Annotated in this window: 8 protein-coding genes; 5 read left to right on the forward strand and 3 right to left on the reverse strand. The window is 74.8% G+C overall.

Annotation, left to right across the window (positions count from 1 at the left end; all coding sequences use genetic code 11):
* Positions 1 to 38: 38 nt before the first annotated feature.
* Genes CHF16_RS10605 through accD form a run of 3 tightly spaced genes read right to left on the reverse strand, consistent with a single transcriptional unit; the run spans position 39 to position 3,714 of the window.
* On the reverse strand, positions 39 to 1,403 hold the full coding sequence (locus CHF16_RS10605) for an acetyl-CoA carboxylase biotin carboxylase subunit (protein ID WP_089325764.1): 1,365 nt from the start codon (positions 1,401 to 1,403) through the stop codon (positions 39 to 41).
* A gap of 5 nt (positions 1,404 to 1,408) precedes the next feature.
* Positions 1,409 to 1,951 carry an acetyl-CoA carboxylase biotin carboxyl carrier protein gene (locus CHF16_RS10610; RefSeq protein ID WP_089325765.1) on the reverse strand — a complete coding sequence of 181 codons (543 nt, stop codon included), beginning with the start codon at positions 1,949 to 1,951 and terminating at the stop codon, positions 1,409 to 1,411.
* Positions 1,951 to 3,714, reverse strand: coding sequence for an acetyl-CoA carboxylase, carboxyltransferase subunit beta (gene accD / locus CHF16_RS10615; protein WP_245868341.1), 1,764 nt, complete (start codon positions 3,712 to 3,714; stop codon positions 1,951 to 1,953). Before accD ends, CHF16_RS10610 begins: the two co-directional genes overlap by 1 nt.
* Positions 3,715 to 4,088: 374 nt before the next feature.
* Here accD and CHF16_RS10620 point away from each other — a divergent pair, with 374 nt between their 5' ends.
* The 5 genes from CHF16_RS10620 (at position 4,089) to CHF16_RS10640 (ending at position 17,042) form a co-directional block, all read left to right on the forward strand.
* Complete coding sequence (locus CHF16_RS10620) at positions 4,089 to 6,080, forward strand: AfsR/SARP family transcriptional regulator (protein WP_089325767.1); 1,992 nt, start codon at positions 4,089 to 4,091, stop codon at positions 6,078 to 6,080.
* Between the two features lie 278 nt (positions 6,081 to 6,358).
* Positions 6,359 to 7,633: an NAD(P)/FAD-dependent oxidoreductase gene (locus CHF16_RS10625; protein ID WP_089325768.1), complete on the forward strand. Its 1,275-nt coding sequence runs from the start codon at positions 6,359 to 6,361 to the stop codon at positions 7,631 to 7,633.
* Between the two features lie 104 nt (positions 7,634 to 7,737).
* The gene (locus CHF16_RS10630) at positions 7,738 to 8,982 is read left to right on the forward strand and encodes a cation:proton antiporter domain-containing protein (protein ID WP_218826622.1); all 1,245 of its coding nucleotides are present in this window, start codon (positions 7,738 to 7,740) and stop codon (positions 8,980 to 8,982) included.
* A 67-nt stretch (positions 8,983 to 9,049) separates the two neighbouring features.
* The gene (locus CHF16_RS10635; RefSeq protein ID WP_218826623.1) at positions 9,050 to 10,711 is read left to right on the forward strand and encodes an NAD(P)/FAD-dependent oxidoreductase; all 1,662 of its coding nucleotides are present in this window, start codon (positions 9,050 to 9,052) and stop codon (positions 10,709 to 10,711) included.
* A 43-nt stretch (positions 10,712 to 10,754) separates the two neighbouring features.
* On the forward strand, positions 10,755 to 17,042 hold the full coding sequence (locus tag CHF16_RS10640) for a type I polyketide synthase (RefSeq protein ID WP_179271473.1): 6,288 nt from the start codon (positions 10,755 to 10,757) through the stop codon (positions 17,040 to 17,042).
* The last annotated feature ends 10 nt before the right edge of the window (positions 17,043 to 17,052 follow it).

Below are 17,052 nucleotides of genomic sequence, written 5' to 3' on the forward strand. Positions count from 1 at the left end.
GCGTGTCCGCGATCACATTGCGTGTCCGGTCGACCACTCTAGTGAACGGGGCGCGGATCCGGGGGAGGGTCGAGCGCGAGCGCGGTGTCGTGTTCGGCGTCCTGGAAGCGCGGGTCGGCGATCAGCCGGGCCAGGAAGCCGGCGGTGGTGCGCACCCCGGGACCGGAGATCCGGCATTCGCCGAGCACCGCGGCCATCCGGCGCAGCGCCCGGTCGCGGTCGGGCGCCCAGACGACGAGCTTGGCCAGCAGCGAGTCGTAGGCGGCCGGGATCCGGTATCCGGGGTAGCCGTGCGTGTCGACGCGGACGAAGGGGCCGCCGGGGAGCCGGAACTCGGTGAGCGGGCCCGGCGCGGGGACGAAGTCCCGGTCCGGGTCCTCGGCGTTGATCCGGCACTCGATGGCGGTGCCGCGGGGCCGCACGTCCTCCGGGCGGAGCGAGAGCTCCCGGCCGGCGGCGATCCGGATCTGCTCCGCGACGAGGTCGACGCCGGTCACCATCTCCGTCACCGGATGCTCGACCTGGATCCGGCAGTTGGTCTCCAGGTAGGCGAACGAGCCGCCGGGCGAGACCAGGAACTCGAACGTCGCCGCGCCGACGCAGCCCGCCGCCCGCGCGCCGGCCACCGCCGCCTCGGCCATGCGCTCGGCCAGGCCGCCGGGCAGCCGCGGGGCCGGGGCCTCCTCGATGAGCTTCTGCCGGCGGCGCTGGACCGAGCAGTCGCGGGTCCCGAGGGACAGGACGTTGCCGTGGGCGTCGCAGAGCAGCTGGACCTCGACGTGGCGGGCCGCACCGAGGTGGCGCTCGACGTAGACGCGGTCGTCGCCGAACAGGGCCTGCGCGTCGGTCCGCACCCGCCGCCAGGCGGACGCCAGGTCCGCGGCCTCGCGCACGACCGCCATGGCGTTCCCGCCGCCGCCGGCCGCGGCCTTGACGATGACCGGATAGCCGATCGCGTCCGCCGCCTCCCGCGCCTCCCGCGCGCTGCCCGGCGGTGCCGCGGAGCCGGGCAGCAGCGGCAGGCCCGCCTCGGCCATGAGGGCGCGTGCGGCGATCTTGTCCCCGAAGACCTCCAGCACCGGCGCGGGGGAGCCGATGAAGGCGATGCCGTTCTCCGCGCACACCGCCGCCAGGTCGGCGTCCTCGGACAGGAACCCGTAGCCGGGGTGGAGCGCGTCGGCGCCGGTGCGCCGCGCCGCCTCGATGAGCGCGGGGATGTTCAGGTAGCTGCGCCGGGCGGGGGCCGGGCCGATCTGCACGCTCTCGTCGGCCAGCCGGACGACGGCCGAGTCGCGGTCCTCGGTGGAGTGCACGGCGACCACCCGCAGGCCGAGCTCGCGGCAGGTGCGCGCCACCCGGAGCGCGATCTCGCCCCGGTTCGCGATGAGCACGGTGGAGAACACGGGGGCTAGCGCCCGGCCGGGTCGGCGAGGAGCAGGAGCGGCTCGCCGTACTCGACCTCGGCGCCGTCGCGGGCCACGATCTCGGCCACCCGGCCCGCGCGGTCCGCCTCCACGGGGAGCATCAGCTTCATCACCTCGACGATGCCGACCTGCTGCCCGCGGGCGACGGTGTCGCCCACGCTCACGAAGGGCGCGGCGTCCGGCTCGGGAGCCTGGTAGAACACGCCGACCGAGGGGGAGAGGACGGGGAACAGCCCGTCCTCCTCCGGCATCGGTGGCGGGGGTGCGGCCCGTCCGGCGGCCGTGTTCCCGTCGCCGCCGTCGAGCGCGGCCGGCGGGGCGGGGCGGTCCGCCTCGGCCGGCGGCCACTCCAGCTCCACCGCCACGGCGCCGGCGCGCAGCCGCAGCGACGCGGGCGGATGGGGGACTCCCGACAGCAGCCGCGCGGCGTTGTCCCGGACGGCCTCGATCAACTCGATCAGGTCGGTGCCGCCCTGCGCGCTGCGGTCTCGTTCGTGCTGGGCGACGGCATCCGCGGTCAGCGTCATCAGTGCCTCTCTTCGGGACGGGCCGGCGCGGCGGGCTCGTCGCGGCCGGTGGCGGGGGCGGGCGGCGGCATCGCGAACCGCCGGTAGCGCGCGAGCCGCTCGGCGAGCAGCCGCGCGGGCGGCCGGTCCGCCAGCTCGGGCAGCGTCGCGCGCAGCGCGTCCGCGATGCGCGCGGCGGTGGCCCGGGGCGCGCCCTCGACACCGCCCTCGGGCTCGGGGACGACCGCGTCCACCACGCCGAGCCGCAGGAGCTCGCGGGCGTCGAGCCGCAGCGCCTCCGCCGCCCGGGGCGCGGCGGCGGGGTCCTGCCAGAGGATCGCGGCGCAGCCCTCCGGGCTGATGACGGAGTAGACGGCGTCGGCCAGGATGAGCACGCGGTCGGCCACGGCGAGCGCGAGGGCGCCGCCGCTGCCGCCCTCGCCGGTGACCACGGTGACGATCGGCACCGGGAGCCGGGCCATCAGCCGCAGGTTCGCCGCGATCGCCGCGGCCTGGTGCCGCTCCTCGGCCTCGACGCCCGGATGGGCGCCGGGGGTGTCGACGAGCGTGAGCACCGGGAGCCCGAGCTTGCCGGCGAGCCGCATCAGCCGGGCCGCCTTGCGGTAGCCGGCGGGCGAGGACATGCCGTAGTCGTTGCGGGCGAGCTCCTGCGGCGTGTGCCCCTTCTGGTTGCCGACCACCACGACCGGCCGGCCCTCGAACATCCCCACGCCGCCGACGATCGCGGAGCAGTCGTCGGAGAGGCGGTCCCCGTGCAGCTCCTCGAAGTCGGCCACCAGGTACGGCAGCAGGTCGCGCAGCGTGGGGCGCTTCAGGGAGCGGGCGCGGCGGACGGTCTCCCAGGGCGAGCGCTCGGGGACCTGGTCGCGGTCGGTGAGGAGGGCGGGCTCCGGGGGCGGCGCGGCGGGCGCCGGACGCTCGGCCGGGGCGGGGCGGTCGTGCGTGCGGGCGGTGGGCCGTCCGGCGGCGAGCACCCGCGCCAGCGTCCCGCGCAGCTCGGCCCGCGGCGCGACGATGTCGACGCCGCCGTGGTCGAGCAGGTGCTCGGCGGTCTGGAAACCCGGCGGCAGCGTCTGCTTGATGGTCTGCGCGATGACGCGGGGACCGGCGAAGCCCAGCCGGGCGCCGGGCTCGGCGATGATGACGTCGGCGAGCGTGGCGTAGGACGCGGCGACGCCGCCGTACGTCGGGTCGGTGATCAGCGAGACGGTGAGGATCCCCGCCTCGTCCAGCAGGGCCAGCGCCGCGCTGGTGCGGGCCAGCTGCATGAGCGAGACCGCCCCCTCCTGCATGCGCGCGCCGCCGGAGGCGGTGACGAGGAGCAGCGGCACCTCGTCGGCGCACGCCGTCTCGGCGGCGAGGCAGATGCGGTCCCCGACCCCCGCGCCGAGGCTGCCGCCCATGAACCGGAAGTCCATGACGGCGGCGACGACCGGGCGGCCCTCGATCGTCCCGCGCACGCAGACGGCGGCCTCGTCCAGCCCAGTGGCCGCGCGGGCCTCGCGGAGCCGGTCGAGGTAGGGCCTGGTGTCGTGGAAGCCGAGGGGGTCGGCGGTGCCGGCCGGGGGCCCGAAGGGCTCGGCGCTTCCCGGGTCGAGCAGCTGCCCGACGCGGTCCGCGGCGTTCAGCGGGGCGTGCCGGCCGCACTCGGGGCACACGCCGAGGCGGCGCGCGACCTGCCTGGCATGGCTGAGGGTCCGGCAGCGGCGGCAGACGCTCCAGTCCGCCTGGCCGGTCCCCGAGACTCTCACGGCAAGGGCCACGGCCGAACCTCTTCCTGGTTTCCTCGTCGAGCCCGCCCGCCGGGCGCGGCTCGGCGGCGTCTCGTCTCCGGTCGCGCCGCTCCGGCGGCGCCGCCAAGCCCCATGCTCGGATCCCCCGGGCGCCGTGTCACCGCTTAGATTGCTCCGCGCCGCGGCGGGCGCCTCCCGGCGGATCCGGGCCGGGAACGCCGCGGCGATGCCGTCCGACCTGCCGTTCTTGGCGCGGGCCTTGACCCAGCGCAATCTGGGCGGTGACAGCGGGCGCGCGGGCGCGGAGGCTGGCTGGGTCCGCAGCGGTGGGTCCATGCGTGCGTTCCCGGCGGCGCCGGCGTGCTCATCCCGTGCTCAATCCCGACTTCGGAGGTGATCGGACCATGCCAGAGGCGGAACGGTCAGTGCGGCTGGAGCTGCTCGGTCGGATGCGGGTCTGGCGGGACGAGACCGAGGTGACGCCAGGCCCGCCCAAGCAGCGGGCCGTCCTGGGCCTGCTGGCGAGCCGGGTGAACGAGGTCGTGGAGATCGAGGAGATCATCGACGCGGTCTGGGGCGACACGGTCCCGGCCACCGCCAGCAACAGCGTCCACACCTACGTCGCCGGCCTGCGCAAGGTGCTGGAGCCCCGGCGCGGGCGGCGGGACACGGGCGAGGTGCTGGTCTCCACGGGCGGCGGCTACAGCCTGTGCGTCCCGCCGGAGAACATCGACGTCGAGCGGTTCATGGAGCTGCTGGCGCGCGCCCGCCGGTCGCTGGCGGAGGGCCTCGCACCGGCGGCGCTCCGCGAGTTCGACGCGGCGCTCGGCCTGTGGCGGGGGGAGGCGTACGCGAGCGTGCCGGGACCCTTCGCCGAGACCGAGCGCGCCCACCTGTTCGAGCTGCGGATGACCGCGACCGAGGAGTGGGCCGCCCTGATGCTGGAGGTGGGGCGGCACTCCGAGCTCGCCGCGGTCCTGACCGCGTCCGTCGCCAGGCATCCGCTCCGCGAGCGCCTGCGCTGGCTGCTCATGCTGGCGCTGTACCGGTGCGGCAGGCAGGCGCGGGCGCTGGAGGTGTACCGCGAGACGCGGGAGCTGCTGATCCAGGAGCTGGGCATCGAGCCCGGCCCCGACCTGCGCAAGCTGCACGAGCAGATCCTCGCGGGCAGCCCGGAGCTGCTGGCGCCGGTCCCGGACGGGCCGCCGGCGCTCGGCCGGCCGGGGCCGCGGGAGCGGGGGCTCGGGGAGTTCGTGGCGCTGCGTCCGGCGCAGCTCCCGCCGAAGGCGCGCGGGTTCGCCGGCCGGTCGGCGGAGCTCGGCGCGCTGCGGGCGATCATCGACGAGGGGCTGGCCCAGCCCGGGAGCAAGCCCCCGCTGGTCGTGATCGACGGGGCCCCGGGCAGCGGGAAGACCGCGCTGGCCCTCACGATCGGGCACGAGTTCATCGACCGGTTCCCCGACGGCCAGCTGTTCATCGACCTCGGCGGCTTCAGCCCCGGGCGCCGCCCGCTGGACGCCTCCGAGGCGCTCGCGTCGCTGCTGCTCAGCCTCGGGGTGAGCCGCCGGCACGTACCCGCCGAGCTGGAGGGGCGGACGGCCCTGTACCGGAGCCTCCTGCACGACCGGCGGGTGCTGATCGTGCTCGACGACGCGCTCGACCCCGAGCAGCTGCGGCCGCTGGTCCCCGGCGGCCCCGCCTGCGTCCTGATCACCAGCAGGCGGCGGCAGAGCGGCTTCGTGGCGCGGGACGGGGCGCACCGCGTCGAGGTGGCCCCGCTGGAGCTCGACGAGTCGATCAGCCTGCTCACCTACCTGATCGGTGCGGAACGGGTGGACGGGCAGCGGGAGGACACGGTCCGCATCGCCGAGATGTGCGGGCACCTCCCGCTCGCGCTGCGGCTCGCCGCCGAGCAGCTCACGGCCCACCCCCGGATGCGGTTCGCCGAGCTGGTCGAGCGCTACACCCCGAAGAACAGCAGGCTCGACCGGCTCGCGGTGGAGAACGACCCCGAGGCGACGCTGCGGTCGGTGTTCGGGGCCTCGTACCGGGCGCTGGACCCCGAGCCCGCCCGCATGTTCCGGCTGCTGGGCGCGTACGGCTCTCCCGTCTTCTGCGTCTCCGAGGCCGCCGCGCTGGCCGGGCTGCCGTGGGGCGCGGCCCGGCGGGTGCTGGAGAACCTCGCCGACAACCACCTGCTGGACGCCGAGGGCCGCGACAACTACCGGTTCCACACGCTGATCGGCACGTACGCCGCCGAGTGCTCGCGGCAGGAGCCGGAGCGCCGCCGCAACGAGGCGCTGCGCAGGGTGCTGCGGTACCAGCGGGCCAGGAACGGCTTCTTCAGCGGCCCGGAGAACGTGCTGGACATCGACCACCCGGCGGCCCGCCTCTAGCGGTTCGCCGGCCGTTCCCCCTCGCCGCCATCGCCGGGTCTCGGCGAATGGCGGACGCGGCGCGCCCGGAATCCGTGACGCTTTTCACTGTTCTGCCCCGCCGCATTTATGTCATCTCCCAAATTGCGCCCATTTATGTTTCGACATCGTCCAGCAGGCGTGCAGACTTTCTCTAGGGTCGGCTGTGCAGAATGGCCTGGTATCGATCGGTCGCGTCCCCGGAACGGGGGTTCGCGGATGGTTCGGTCAAGCCGTATCCGGATTAGTGGAAGGTCGGCATGTCGCCCAATCTCTTCGGGATTCCTGACCAATTCGACGTCGTGGTGATCGGTGGCGGTCCCGCCGGCGCCACCACCGCCGGCCTGCTCGCCAAGAACGGGCGCCGGGTCCTCGTCCTCGACCGGGAGCGCTTCCCGCGCTACCACATCGGGGAGTCCCTCATCCCCGCGGTCATGCGGCCCATGGAGGAGCTCGGGCTCACCGAGCGCATGGACGCCCGCGGCTTCGAGCGCAAGTACGGCGGGACGCTCGTGTGGGGCAACGACCAGGTCCCGTGGAACTTCTCGTTCATCAAGGGCGGCCCGTACGCGTACTCGTACCACACCCGCCGCGCGGACTTCGACACGCTGATCCTCGACCGGGCCCGCGAGCTGGGCGCCCACGTCCTGGAGGAGGCGACGGTCAAGGAGCCCATCCTGGACGAGTCGGGCCGGGTCGCCGGCGTGCGCTACTCGGTCCAGGGCGAGAAGCAGGTCCACGAGGCCCGCGCCTCCATGGTCGTGGACGCCTCGGGCCAGGCCCGCGTCCTCAGCCGGCGCTTCTCCGAGATCACCTGGCACGACGAGCTGCGCAACGTCGCCGTCTGGACCTACTTCGACGGCTGCGACCGGCTCCCGGGCGACGAGTGGACGAACATCCTCATCGAGGGCCTGGACGAGGGCTGGTTCTGGGCGATCCCCATCGACAAGGACCGGCAGAGCGTCGGCTACGTGACCCGCGCCGAGAACGCCGGCAAGACCGACCAGTCGCTGCAGGAGCTGTTCGCCGAGCAGCGGGAGCGCACCACCAAGCTCAAGCACCTGCTGCGCGACGCGCGCCAGTCCGGCGGCTTCCGCAGCGCCCGCGACTGGTCGTACACCTCGCACACCTTCCACGGCGACGGCTGGGTCCTGGTGGGCGACTCGGCGGCGTTCGTCGACCCGCTGTTCTCGACCGGCGTCGCGCTGGCGACGCTGGCCGCCAGCACCCTGGCGAAGATCCTCGGGACGGTGCTGGACCACCCCGAGATCGAGAAGGCCGCGCTGGACCGGTACGCCGGCGCCTACCGCGCCTTCTTCGACGAGATCCGGACCTTCGTGGAGCGGTTCTATGACCGCACCAAGTACGAGGAGTTCTATTACAGCCTGGCGCAGGAACTCGTCGACCCGGAGAAGAAGAACGAGCCGTCCAAGGACTTCGTGCAGCTGATCTCGGGCCTGAGCGGAAAGCACGAGATGTTCCATATCCAGCTGGACGATCTGCTCGCCGAGGGCGCGGTGGAGGCCGCGTCCTGATCGGCGCGAGCCGGTCCGCCGTGAGCACCTGCCCGTCCGATCAGAAGTGAGCGATCAGAAGTGAGTGGGGCCGCCCGCCAGTGACCAGCCATCAGGTGCAGTTGTTGTTCGCGGATCTCGCGTTGATCCTCGTGCTCGCGCGCGGGCTCGGGGCACTGGCGACGCGCGTGGGGCAGCCCGCGGTGGTCGGCGAGATCGTCGCGGGCATCCTGCTCGGCCCCACGCTGCTGAGCGACGGGCTCTCCGAGGCGCTGTTCCCGGCGGAGGTCCAGTCGGTCCTCACCGGGATCGCCGACCTCGGCCTGGCGGTGTTCATGTTCGCCGTCGGTCTCGAGGTCGACACCGGTGCGCTGCGGGGGCGGGGGCGGCCGGCCGCCGGCGCGATCGTCGGGGCCACCCTCGTCCCCTTCGGCCTCGGGCTCGCCCTGGGCTTCCACCTGCTGCGCGCCCACCCGGTGGAGGGGAGCCCGACGGCGGCGTTCGTGGTGTTCACCGGGCTGGCCGTCTCGGTGACGGCCTTCCCGGTGCTCGCCAGGATCCTGGAGGACCGCGGGCTGTTCGCCACGCCGCTCGGCGGACTGGCGCTCGCGGTGGCCGCGATCGTCGACGTCGCGGCGTGGGTGGCGCTCGCCGCCGTCCAGGCCATGGTGGGCGGCGAGGCGGCGCTGTGGCGGGCGGGCCTGTTCGTCTGCTACGCGGCCCTGCTGTTCCTCGTCGTCCGGCCGCTGCTGCGCGGGTTCCTGTCCGCCGGTAGGGCCGGCGGGCCGCTGACCCCGTGGACCTTCGCGGTGCTCCTCGGCGGGACGCTCCTGTCGGCCGTGGCGACCCAGGCCATGGGCATGCACCTGATCATGGGCGCGTTCCTGTTCGGGCTGGTCATGCCGCGGGGCGGCGGCCCGGCCCTGCGGGCCGAGCTGGAGGACCGCCTCGGCCAGCTCACCGCCGTCCTGCTGCCGGTGTACTTCGTGGTGGCCGGGCTGCGCATCGACCTGGCCTCGCTGGACGTCTCCGACCTGTGGCTGCTGTGCCTGATCATGGTCGTGGCCGTGGCGGGCAAGGTCGGCGGGACCTACCTGGGGCTGCGCACCCAGGGGATGCCGGCGCGCCCCTCGGCCGCGATCGCCGCGCTGATGAACACCCGCGGGCTGACCGGCCCCGTCGTCCTCGGTGTCGGCCTGCAGCTCGGCCTGCTGGACGACCCGCTCTACTCGCTGATGGTCGTCATGACGCTGCTGACGACGCTGATGACCGGGCCCCTGCTGTCGCTGACCCTCCGCGGGCGCGCGGGCGAGCCGGCGGCCGCCGGAACGGCCCGGGAGCCGACGGGACGGACCGCGGTGCCGCCCTGAAACGGGCGCGCCGCCGCCACAGAGAACGGACGGGCCGTCGCGGCCCGCGAAGCGAAGGGTGAGACAAGTGCAGTCGAACACCAGCGCGCCCCGGCGCGCCGAACATTTCGACGTGGCGATCCTCGGCAGCGGCATGGCGGGCGGCATGCTCGGCGCCATCCTGGCCCGCAACGGCGTGCGCGTGCTGCTGCTGGACGCGGGCGTGCACCCGCGGTTCGCCGTGGGCGAGTCGACCATCCCGTACACCTCCGGGATGACCCGGCTCATCGCCGACCGCTACCGGGTGCCGGAGATCATGCCGCTGTCGAGCTTCAAGGGCATCAGGCGGCACGTCTCGGCCAACTGCGGCCGCAAGCAGAACTTCGGGTTCGTCTACCACCGCGAGGGGCGGCCGCAGAACCCCGAGGAGATCAACCAGCTGGTCGTCCCGGCGGCGCTGCGGACCGAGACCCACCTGTTCCGGCAGGACATCGACGCCTACCTGTTCCACGTGGCGGTCAAGTACGGCGCGACCCCGCGGCTGAACACCCGGATCGAGGACATCGAGATCGACCCGGACTCCGGGGCGGTGCTCCGCGGCGCCCGCGGCGAGGAGTTCCGCGCCTCGTACGTGGTGGACGGCAGCGGGTTCCGCTCGCCGCTGGCCGAGAAGTTCGAGCTGCGGGAGACCCCCACCCGGGCGCGCACCCACACCCGGACGATCTTCACGCACATGATCGGGGTGACGCCGTTCGACGACGCGCCCGCCGCCGAGCGCCATGACCAGCCGAACCCGTGGCACAACGGCACCCTGCACCACGTCTTCGACGGCGGATGGCTCTGGGTGATCCCGTTCGACAACCACCCTGGAGCCATCAACAAGCTCTGCAGCGTCGGGCTGACCTTCGACCCGAGGGTCCATCCCAAGGAGGACGGCGTCCCGCCGGAGCAGGAGTTCAACGCCTTCCTGGAGCGGTTCCCGCAGATCGCGCACCAGTTCAAGGAGGCCAAGGCCGTCCGGCCCTGGGTCTCCACGGGCCGGCTGCAGTACTCGGCCAAGCAGGTGGTGGGGGAGCGGTACTGCCTCACCTCCCACGCGGCCGGGTTCATCGACGCCCTGTACTCCCGCGGTCTCACCAACACCCTCGAACTCGTCAACGCCCTCGGCTGGCGGCTGATCGCGGCGTCCCGGGACGGGAACTGGTCGCTGGAGCGGTTCGGCTACCTGGAGGCGCTCCAGCAGGGCCTCTTCGACTTCCACGACGACCTCGTCTTCAGCTCCTTCGTCGGCTTCGGCGACTACGAGCTGTGGAACGCGACGTGCCGCACCTGGATGCTCGGCACGATGCTCGGCAACGTCATGCTGGAGGACGCCTACTACCGGTTCGCCAAGACGGGCGACGAGAAGGTCTTCCTGGACCTGGAGAACAGCAAGCACCCCGGCTCGCCCCTGCCGGTCAGCGAGGGGTTCAACGAGCTGGGGATCGCCACCCGCGAGCTGTGCGAGTCGGTGCGGGAGGGCACGGTGACCGCGGACGCCGCCGCCGCGCGGATCCTCGGGCTCATCAAGGACGCCGACTACATCGCGCCCGCGTTCCGGCTGGGCGAGCGGGACACCCGCTGCTTCAACATGACACCGCTGAAGATGGCGAAGAACGCCATCTGGTGCCGCCGGGAGGCCCCGCCCGAGATGGGCCCGCGGATGATCCGCGCCAGCAAGGGCCTCGTCCGCATGCGCTTCCGCGAGTAGCACCGCACGCCCCGGCCCCCGCAACAGCACGAGAAGGCAGCGCATGGACCACAACGCAGCACACGATCCGGAGAAGCTGGTCGCCGTCGTCGGCATGGCGGGCAGGTTCCCCGGCGCCGCGGACGTCGACGGGCTCTGGAGCCTGCTGATGGACGGGCGCGACGCGATCGGCCCGGTCCCGCCCGACCGGTGGGACGCCTCCGCGCCGCTGGACCCCGAGCGGGAGATCCAGGCGGTCGGCGGGTTCATCGACGGCGTCGACCGCTTCGACGCCGGGTTCTTCGGCGTCTCGCCGCGCGAGGCCCGGGTCCTCGATCCGCAGCAGCGGCTGCTGATGGAGCTGACCTGGCGGGCGCTGGAGGACGCGGGCCAGCCCGCCGCCGCGCTCGGCGGGTCCAGGACGGGCGTCTACATCGGCTGCTCCTGGCACGACCACGAGCTGATGCGCATCGCCCGGGGGGTGCGGCCCACGCCGCACAGCCTGGTGGGCAACGCGCTCGACGTCATCGCGGCCCGCCTCTCGTACTTCTTCGGGCTGCGCGGCCCGAGCCTGACGGTCGAGACGGGCTGCTCCTCCTCGCTCGTCGCCCTGCACCTCGCCGGGCAGGCGCTGCGGGAGGGGGAGATCGACGCCGCGGTGGTCGGCGGCGCCAACCTCATGCTCGATCCCCATGTGACCGTCGGGCTGACCCATTTCGGGGGCCTGTCCCCGGACGGGCGGTGCGCGGCCTTCTCCGCGTCCGCCAACGGGTTCGTCCGGGGTGAGGGCGTCGCGGCGCTGTACGTGAAGACGCTGAAGCGGGCACTGGAGGACGGCGACCGGATCCACGGCGTCATCGTCCGCACGGTGGTCAACAACGACGGAGGCGGCGACAGCCTGGTGACGCCGAGCGGCGAGGGCCAGGAGGACCTGCTGACCCGCGCCTACCTCGACGGCGACATCCCCTACCAGGCGCTGGCCTACCTGGAGGCGCACGGCACCGGCACGGGCCGCGGCGACCCGATCGAGGCCGGCGCCATCGGGCGGGTGCTCGGGGCCGGGCGGGACGGCGGGCCGCTGCCGATCGGCTCGATCAAGACCAACATCGGGCACCTGGAGGCGTGCGCCGGGCTGGCGGGCCTGTTCAAGGTGCTGCTGGCGCTCCGGCACCGGACGGTGCCGCCGAGCCTGCACTCGGCCGAGCTGAACCCCCGGATCCCGTTCGAGGACATCAACGTGCGGGTCGTCAGGGAACCGCTCGAACTGCCGGACGGCGGCCCCCTCTACATGGGGGTCAACTCCTTCGGCTGGGGCGGTACCAACGCGCATGTGGTCGTCCGCAGCGCCCCGCAGGCGTGCGAGGCCCCGGCGGACGACTCCGGGCGGACGCCCACGGGCCTTCCGGCGATCATCCCGCTGTCGGCCAAGGAGCGTCCGGTGCTCGCCGAGCGGGCACGCGAGCTCGGCGGCTTCGTCGCCTCCACTCCGGTCGGGACGGGTGATCTGCAGGCGGTCCTCGGCCCGCGGCGCGACCACTTCGCCGAGCGCGCGGGGATCGTCGCCGCCGGCGGCGACGGCATCGAGGGCGCGCTTGCCGCGCTGGCCGCCGGGCCGGAGGCGGCCGCCGAGCACCCGGCCGTGGCGACGGGCCAGGCGGTTCCCCGCGGCCGGACGGCGTTCGTCTTCCCCGGCCAGGGCTCCCAGTGGAGCGGGATGGGCCGGGCCCTGTACACCGAGAGCCCGCTGTTCGCCGCGACCGTCGAGAGATGCGCCGAGGCGCTCCGCCCGCACGTCGCCTGGGACCCGCTCGCCGTCTTCACCGGCGAGTCCGGCGACGAGTGGATGACCAGGATCGACATGCTCCAGCCGACGCTGTGGACGATGGCGCTCGGCCTCGCCGAGCTGTGGCGGGGCGCCGGGGTCGAACCCGACGTCGTGCTGGGCCACAGCCAGGGCGAGATCACCGCCGCGACGCTGGCGGGCGTCCTGTCCTACGAGGACGCCGCGCTGGTGATGGTGCGCCGCAGCGCCATCGCCCGCCGGACGTCCGGCCATGGGCGGATGCTCGCCGTCGACCTCGACCGGGAGGCGGCGCAGGCCGCGCTGGAGGGGTTCGAGGACAGCGTGTCCCTCGCCGTCCACAACGGCCCGAGCTCGTGCGTGCTGTCGGGGGACGAGGAGGCCGTGCTGGTCCTCAAGGAGGTGCTGGAAGCCGACGGCGTCTACTGCCGGCTGGTGAACGTCGACTACGCCTCGCACAGTCCGCAGATGGACCCGCTGCGCGACGACCTGCTCTCCGAACTCGCGCCCGCCGCGCCGCGCCGCGGCTCCATCGAGCTGATGTCCACGGTCTCGTGCCGGCGGCTGGACGGGCCGGAGATGGACGCGGAGTACTGGGCGGAGAACCTGCGCCGGCCCGTGCTGTTCGCCGACGCCATGAACGTCCTCCTGGACGAGGGCGTCACCCACGTGGTGGAGATCAGCCCCCACCCCGTGCTGGTGCCCGCCGTCGAGCAGCTCGCCGAGGGCCGCCCGGGCCGGGTGGCGGTGCTGCCCACGCTCCGCCGCGACCGCGGCACGGCCGCGGACTTCGCCATGGCGCTGGCCGGGTCCTACACGGCCGGGCTCGAACCCTTCGGCGGGTCCGGACGCCCCGCACCGGGCCTGCCCGCCGTGCCCGGCTACCCGCTGCGCGGCGACCGCCACTGGACCGAGGAGCGGCCCCGCGGCTCCGGCGCGAACCGCGGGTTCGAGGCGCCGCTCGTCCCGGCCCCCGGCGACCCCGGCGCGTGGCACGCCGCCATGGAGCTGTCGCTGGTGGACCTCCCGTGGCTCGCCGACCACCGGGTGTACGGGACGGCCGTGCTCCCGGGGGCGGCGATGCTGAGCCTCATGGTGAACGCCGCCCGCGCCCGGCGGGGTTCGCCGCCGGGCGTCCTGGAGGACGTCGCCTTCCACGAGGAGGTGGCGCTGACCGGGGACCCGCGCCCGGTCACCGTGGAATGGCGCGACGACCTCGGCGAGGGCGGCCGCATCCGGCTCCTGGCGCTTCCGGACGGTGCGACGTCGTGGGCGGTGAACGCCACGGGACGGACCGGCGGCATGCCGGACGACCAGGCCGCCCCTCGCTTCCCCGAGTGGCACGAGGACGTCGAGCCCACCCCTCCCGGCGACTTCTACGAGCGGTGCGAGCGCCGCCAACTCGGCTACGGCCCGTCGTTCCAGACCGTCCGGAAGCTGCACGTGCATGCGGAGGCGGGCGAGGCGCTGGCCGAACTGGTGCTGCCGGACGGCCTGCACGCGTCCGCCAAGTCCCATGTCCTGCACCCGGCGCTGTGGGACGGTGCGCTCCAGGTCTCGCTGACCCTCTCCGAGGAGGACGCGGCCGTGCTGCCGACGTCCGTGGAGCGGATCGTCCTCTTCGACGGGGTCCTCTCCGACGGGGCCGGCGGCGACGGCGCCAAGGTGACCACCGCGTGGTCCCACGCCAGGCGCCGCGCGGACGGCCGCATGGACATCGGCGTCTTCGGTGAAGGGCGCGAGCCGCTGATGACCGTCCAAGGGCTGGCCCTCCAGCCGCTGCCGGCCGCCGGGGACGCGGATGACGACGACCGGCTGCACCGGGTGCAGTGGGTCGAGACCCGATCGGACGAGGACGCACCGCCGTCCGGCGACGTGGGCGGGCGGCGCTGGGTGATCCTCGGCGAGCCCGCCGGAGCCGCCGTCGAGCTGTCGAGGGCCGTCGCGGCGCTGGGCGTCGAGGTCGTCCACGCCTCGGCCGACGACATCGACGCGGTCCTGGCTCCCGCCGCGGCCGACGGCCCGGGGCCGGTGGACGCGGTGGTCTTCATGGCGCCGCCGCGGGAGGCCGGAATCGAGGCGCAGCAGTCCGGACTCGACCGCCTCACCTCGGTCGTCCGGGCATGCGCGGGACACGACCTCACCCCCGCCCTCGCCATAGTCACCGCGCTCGCACAGGAGGGCGGGGGTGAGCGCGAGACCGACCCCGGCTCGGCGCTCTACTGGGGCTACACCCGCGTGCTGCGGCGCGAGCACGGCGAGCTGGGGGCCCGGCTCATCGACGTCGACCCGGACGATCCGGGGTGGGCGGCGGCCTGCGCGGACGAGCTGGCCCGGGAGGACGGCGACGACCAGGTCGTCCTGCGCGCCGCGCGGCGCGCCGTGGCCCGGCTGGCGCGAGGCCCGGCCGACGGGGAGGCGGAGCAGTGGCCCGTGCCGGGCACCCGCCCGCAGCCGTTCCGCGTCGAGTACTCCGGCGCGCCCGCCCGGCTCCGGTGCGTCCCCCTCGAACGGGTCCCGCCGGGGCCCGGCGAGGTCGAGATCGAGATCGCCGCGTGCGCGCCCGCCGCGCCGTCCGGGGACGCCGGGCCGGCGGGCCTCACCGGGTTCGCGGGCCGCGTCGCCGCGGTCGGCCCGGACGTCGCCGGCCTCGAACCCGGCGACCGGGTCGCGGCGTGCGCGGCGGGACCGCCCGCCACCCACGTCACCGTGCGGGCCGAGCACCTCCGGGGCGTCCCCGGCGACCTAGCGGACGAGGAGGCCGCGGCGCTGCCCGCCGCGATGACCGCCGCGTGGCACGCGCTGGCCGACCTCGCCAAGCTCGACCCCGGCGAGACCGTGCTCGTCCACGTCCAGGACGGCGGTGCCGGGCCGGCCCTCGTCCAGGTGGCCCTCGCCCTCGGCGGCCGGGTCGTCGCGACGGTCGAGAGCCCGGGCCAGCGCGACCAGGTCGTGCGGCTCGGCGTCACCGACGTCCTGGACCGCGCCGACCGTTCCTGGGCGGACCGCGCGCGGGCCCTCACCGGCGGTGCCGGCGTGGACGTCCTGGTCAACCACGCGGGCGGCCCGGTCCTGCGGCTCGGGCTGGAGGTGCTCGCCGACGGCGGCCGCTTCGTGGACTTCGCCCGGCCGCAGGGCGACCCCGGCTCCATCGCGCTGGACTCCCTGAGCACCGGGGCGGTCTTCGCGGTCGCCGACCTCGCGGGCCTGGCCCGGCGCCGCCCGGCGCGCGTCGCCAAGCTGCTGGGGGAGGTCTGGGAGCTGGTCGAGAAGGGGACCCTCAAGCCTCCGGCCACCCGCCGCCGCACCTTCGCCGAGTTCACCGCGGACGACGGCGCGGCCGCCGGGTGCGCGGTCCAGACCGTGGTGTCCGGCCCCGAGACCGTCGAACGGGTGGACGCGGTGCCGATGCCGGGCGGTGCCTTCCGCCCGGACGGCACCTACCTGATCACCGGCGGCCTCGGCGCGCTCGGCCTGTCGCTCGGCGAGTACCTGGCCGCCCACCGGGCCGGCGCGCTCGTCCTGATCGGCCGGTCGGCGCCCACCGCCGAGGCCGGGGCGCGGATCGCCGCCCTGCGGGCCGGCGGAACGCGGGTGGAGACCCTCCAGTGCGACGTCGGTGACGCGGACGCCCTCCGCCGGGCCCTGGACTCGGTGCGCGACGCTCTCCCGCCGCTGCGCGGAGTCGCGCACGCGGCCGGAGTGCTGGCGGACGCCACGATCGCCAACCTCACACCGGACCTCCTGCGCCTCACCCTCGCGCCCAAGGTCGGCGGCGCCCGGAACGTGGAGGCGGTCACCGCCGGGGATCCGCTCGACTTCTTCGTGCTGTTCTCCTCCGCGGCCGGCCTGATCGGCAACCCCGGCCAGGCCGCCTACGCCGCGGCCAACGCCTACCTCGACGCCTTCGCGGTGCGCAGGCGCCGCCGGGGGCTCCCCGCGCTGAGCGTGCAGTGGGGCCCGTTCACCGAGGCCGGGCTCGCCGCGCGGGACCAGCGGCGCGGCGACCGCCTGGAGGAACGGGGAATGAGCGGCATCGCCCCGCACGAGGCGTGGCGGGCCCTGCCGCGGCTGCTCGGCGGCGACGAGCCGGTGATCGGGTACGTCCCCGTCGACCTGCGCCGGTGGTTCGACTCCTATCCGGAGATCGCCTCGCTGAAGAGCTGGGAGCGGCTCTACTCGGCCGCGGCGCGCGGCGGGGCGGACGGACCCGCCGGCGGAGCGTTCCTCGCGCGCCTGCTGGAGGCGCCGCCCGACGCCCGCGCCGGGCTGGTCGAGGAGAAGGTGCGCGAGCTTTCCGGGCGCGTCCTCGGCGCGGACCCCGAGCGGATCGGCGCGGAGACCCCGTTCAAGTCACTGGGGCTCGACTCGCTGATGAGCCTCGAACTGCGCAACCGCCTCGAAGCGGCCTTCGGCCTGAAGCTCTCGCCGACGCTGCTGTGGACCTACGGCAACCCCGCCGCCCTGGCCGGCGCGCTCTGCGAGCGGCTCACCGGCCCCGCGGACCCGGCCGCCACCGCCACCGCCTCCGCGCAGCACGCGCGGGCCTGACCGCAAGGAA

Source organism: Actinomadura meyerae, assembly GCF_900188445.1.
Lineage (GTDB): Bacteria > Actinomycetota > Actinomycetes > Streptosporangiales > Streptosporangiaceae > Spirillospora > Spirillospora meyerae.

What these genes read in the sequence shown, in the direction of transcription:
- CHF16_RS10610 (WP_089325765.1), bottom strand. Translation starts at nt 1,951, where the DNA reads ATGACGCTGACCGCGGATGCCGTCGCCCAGCACGAACGAGACCGCAGC.
- CHF16_RS10620 (WP_089325767.1), top strand. Translation starts at nt 4,089, where the DNA reads ATGCCAGAGGCGGAACGGTCAGTGCGGCTGGAGCTGCTCGGTCGGATG.
- CHF16_RS10625 (WP_089325768.1), top strand. Translation starts at nt 6,359, where the DNA reads ATGTCGCCCAATCTCTTCGGGATTCCTGACCAATTCGACGTCGTGGTG.
- CHF16_RS10640 (WP_179271473.1), top strand. Translation starts at nt 10,755, where the DNA reads ATGGACCACAACGCAGCACACGATCCGGAGAAGCTGGTCGCCGTCGTC.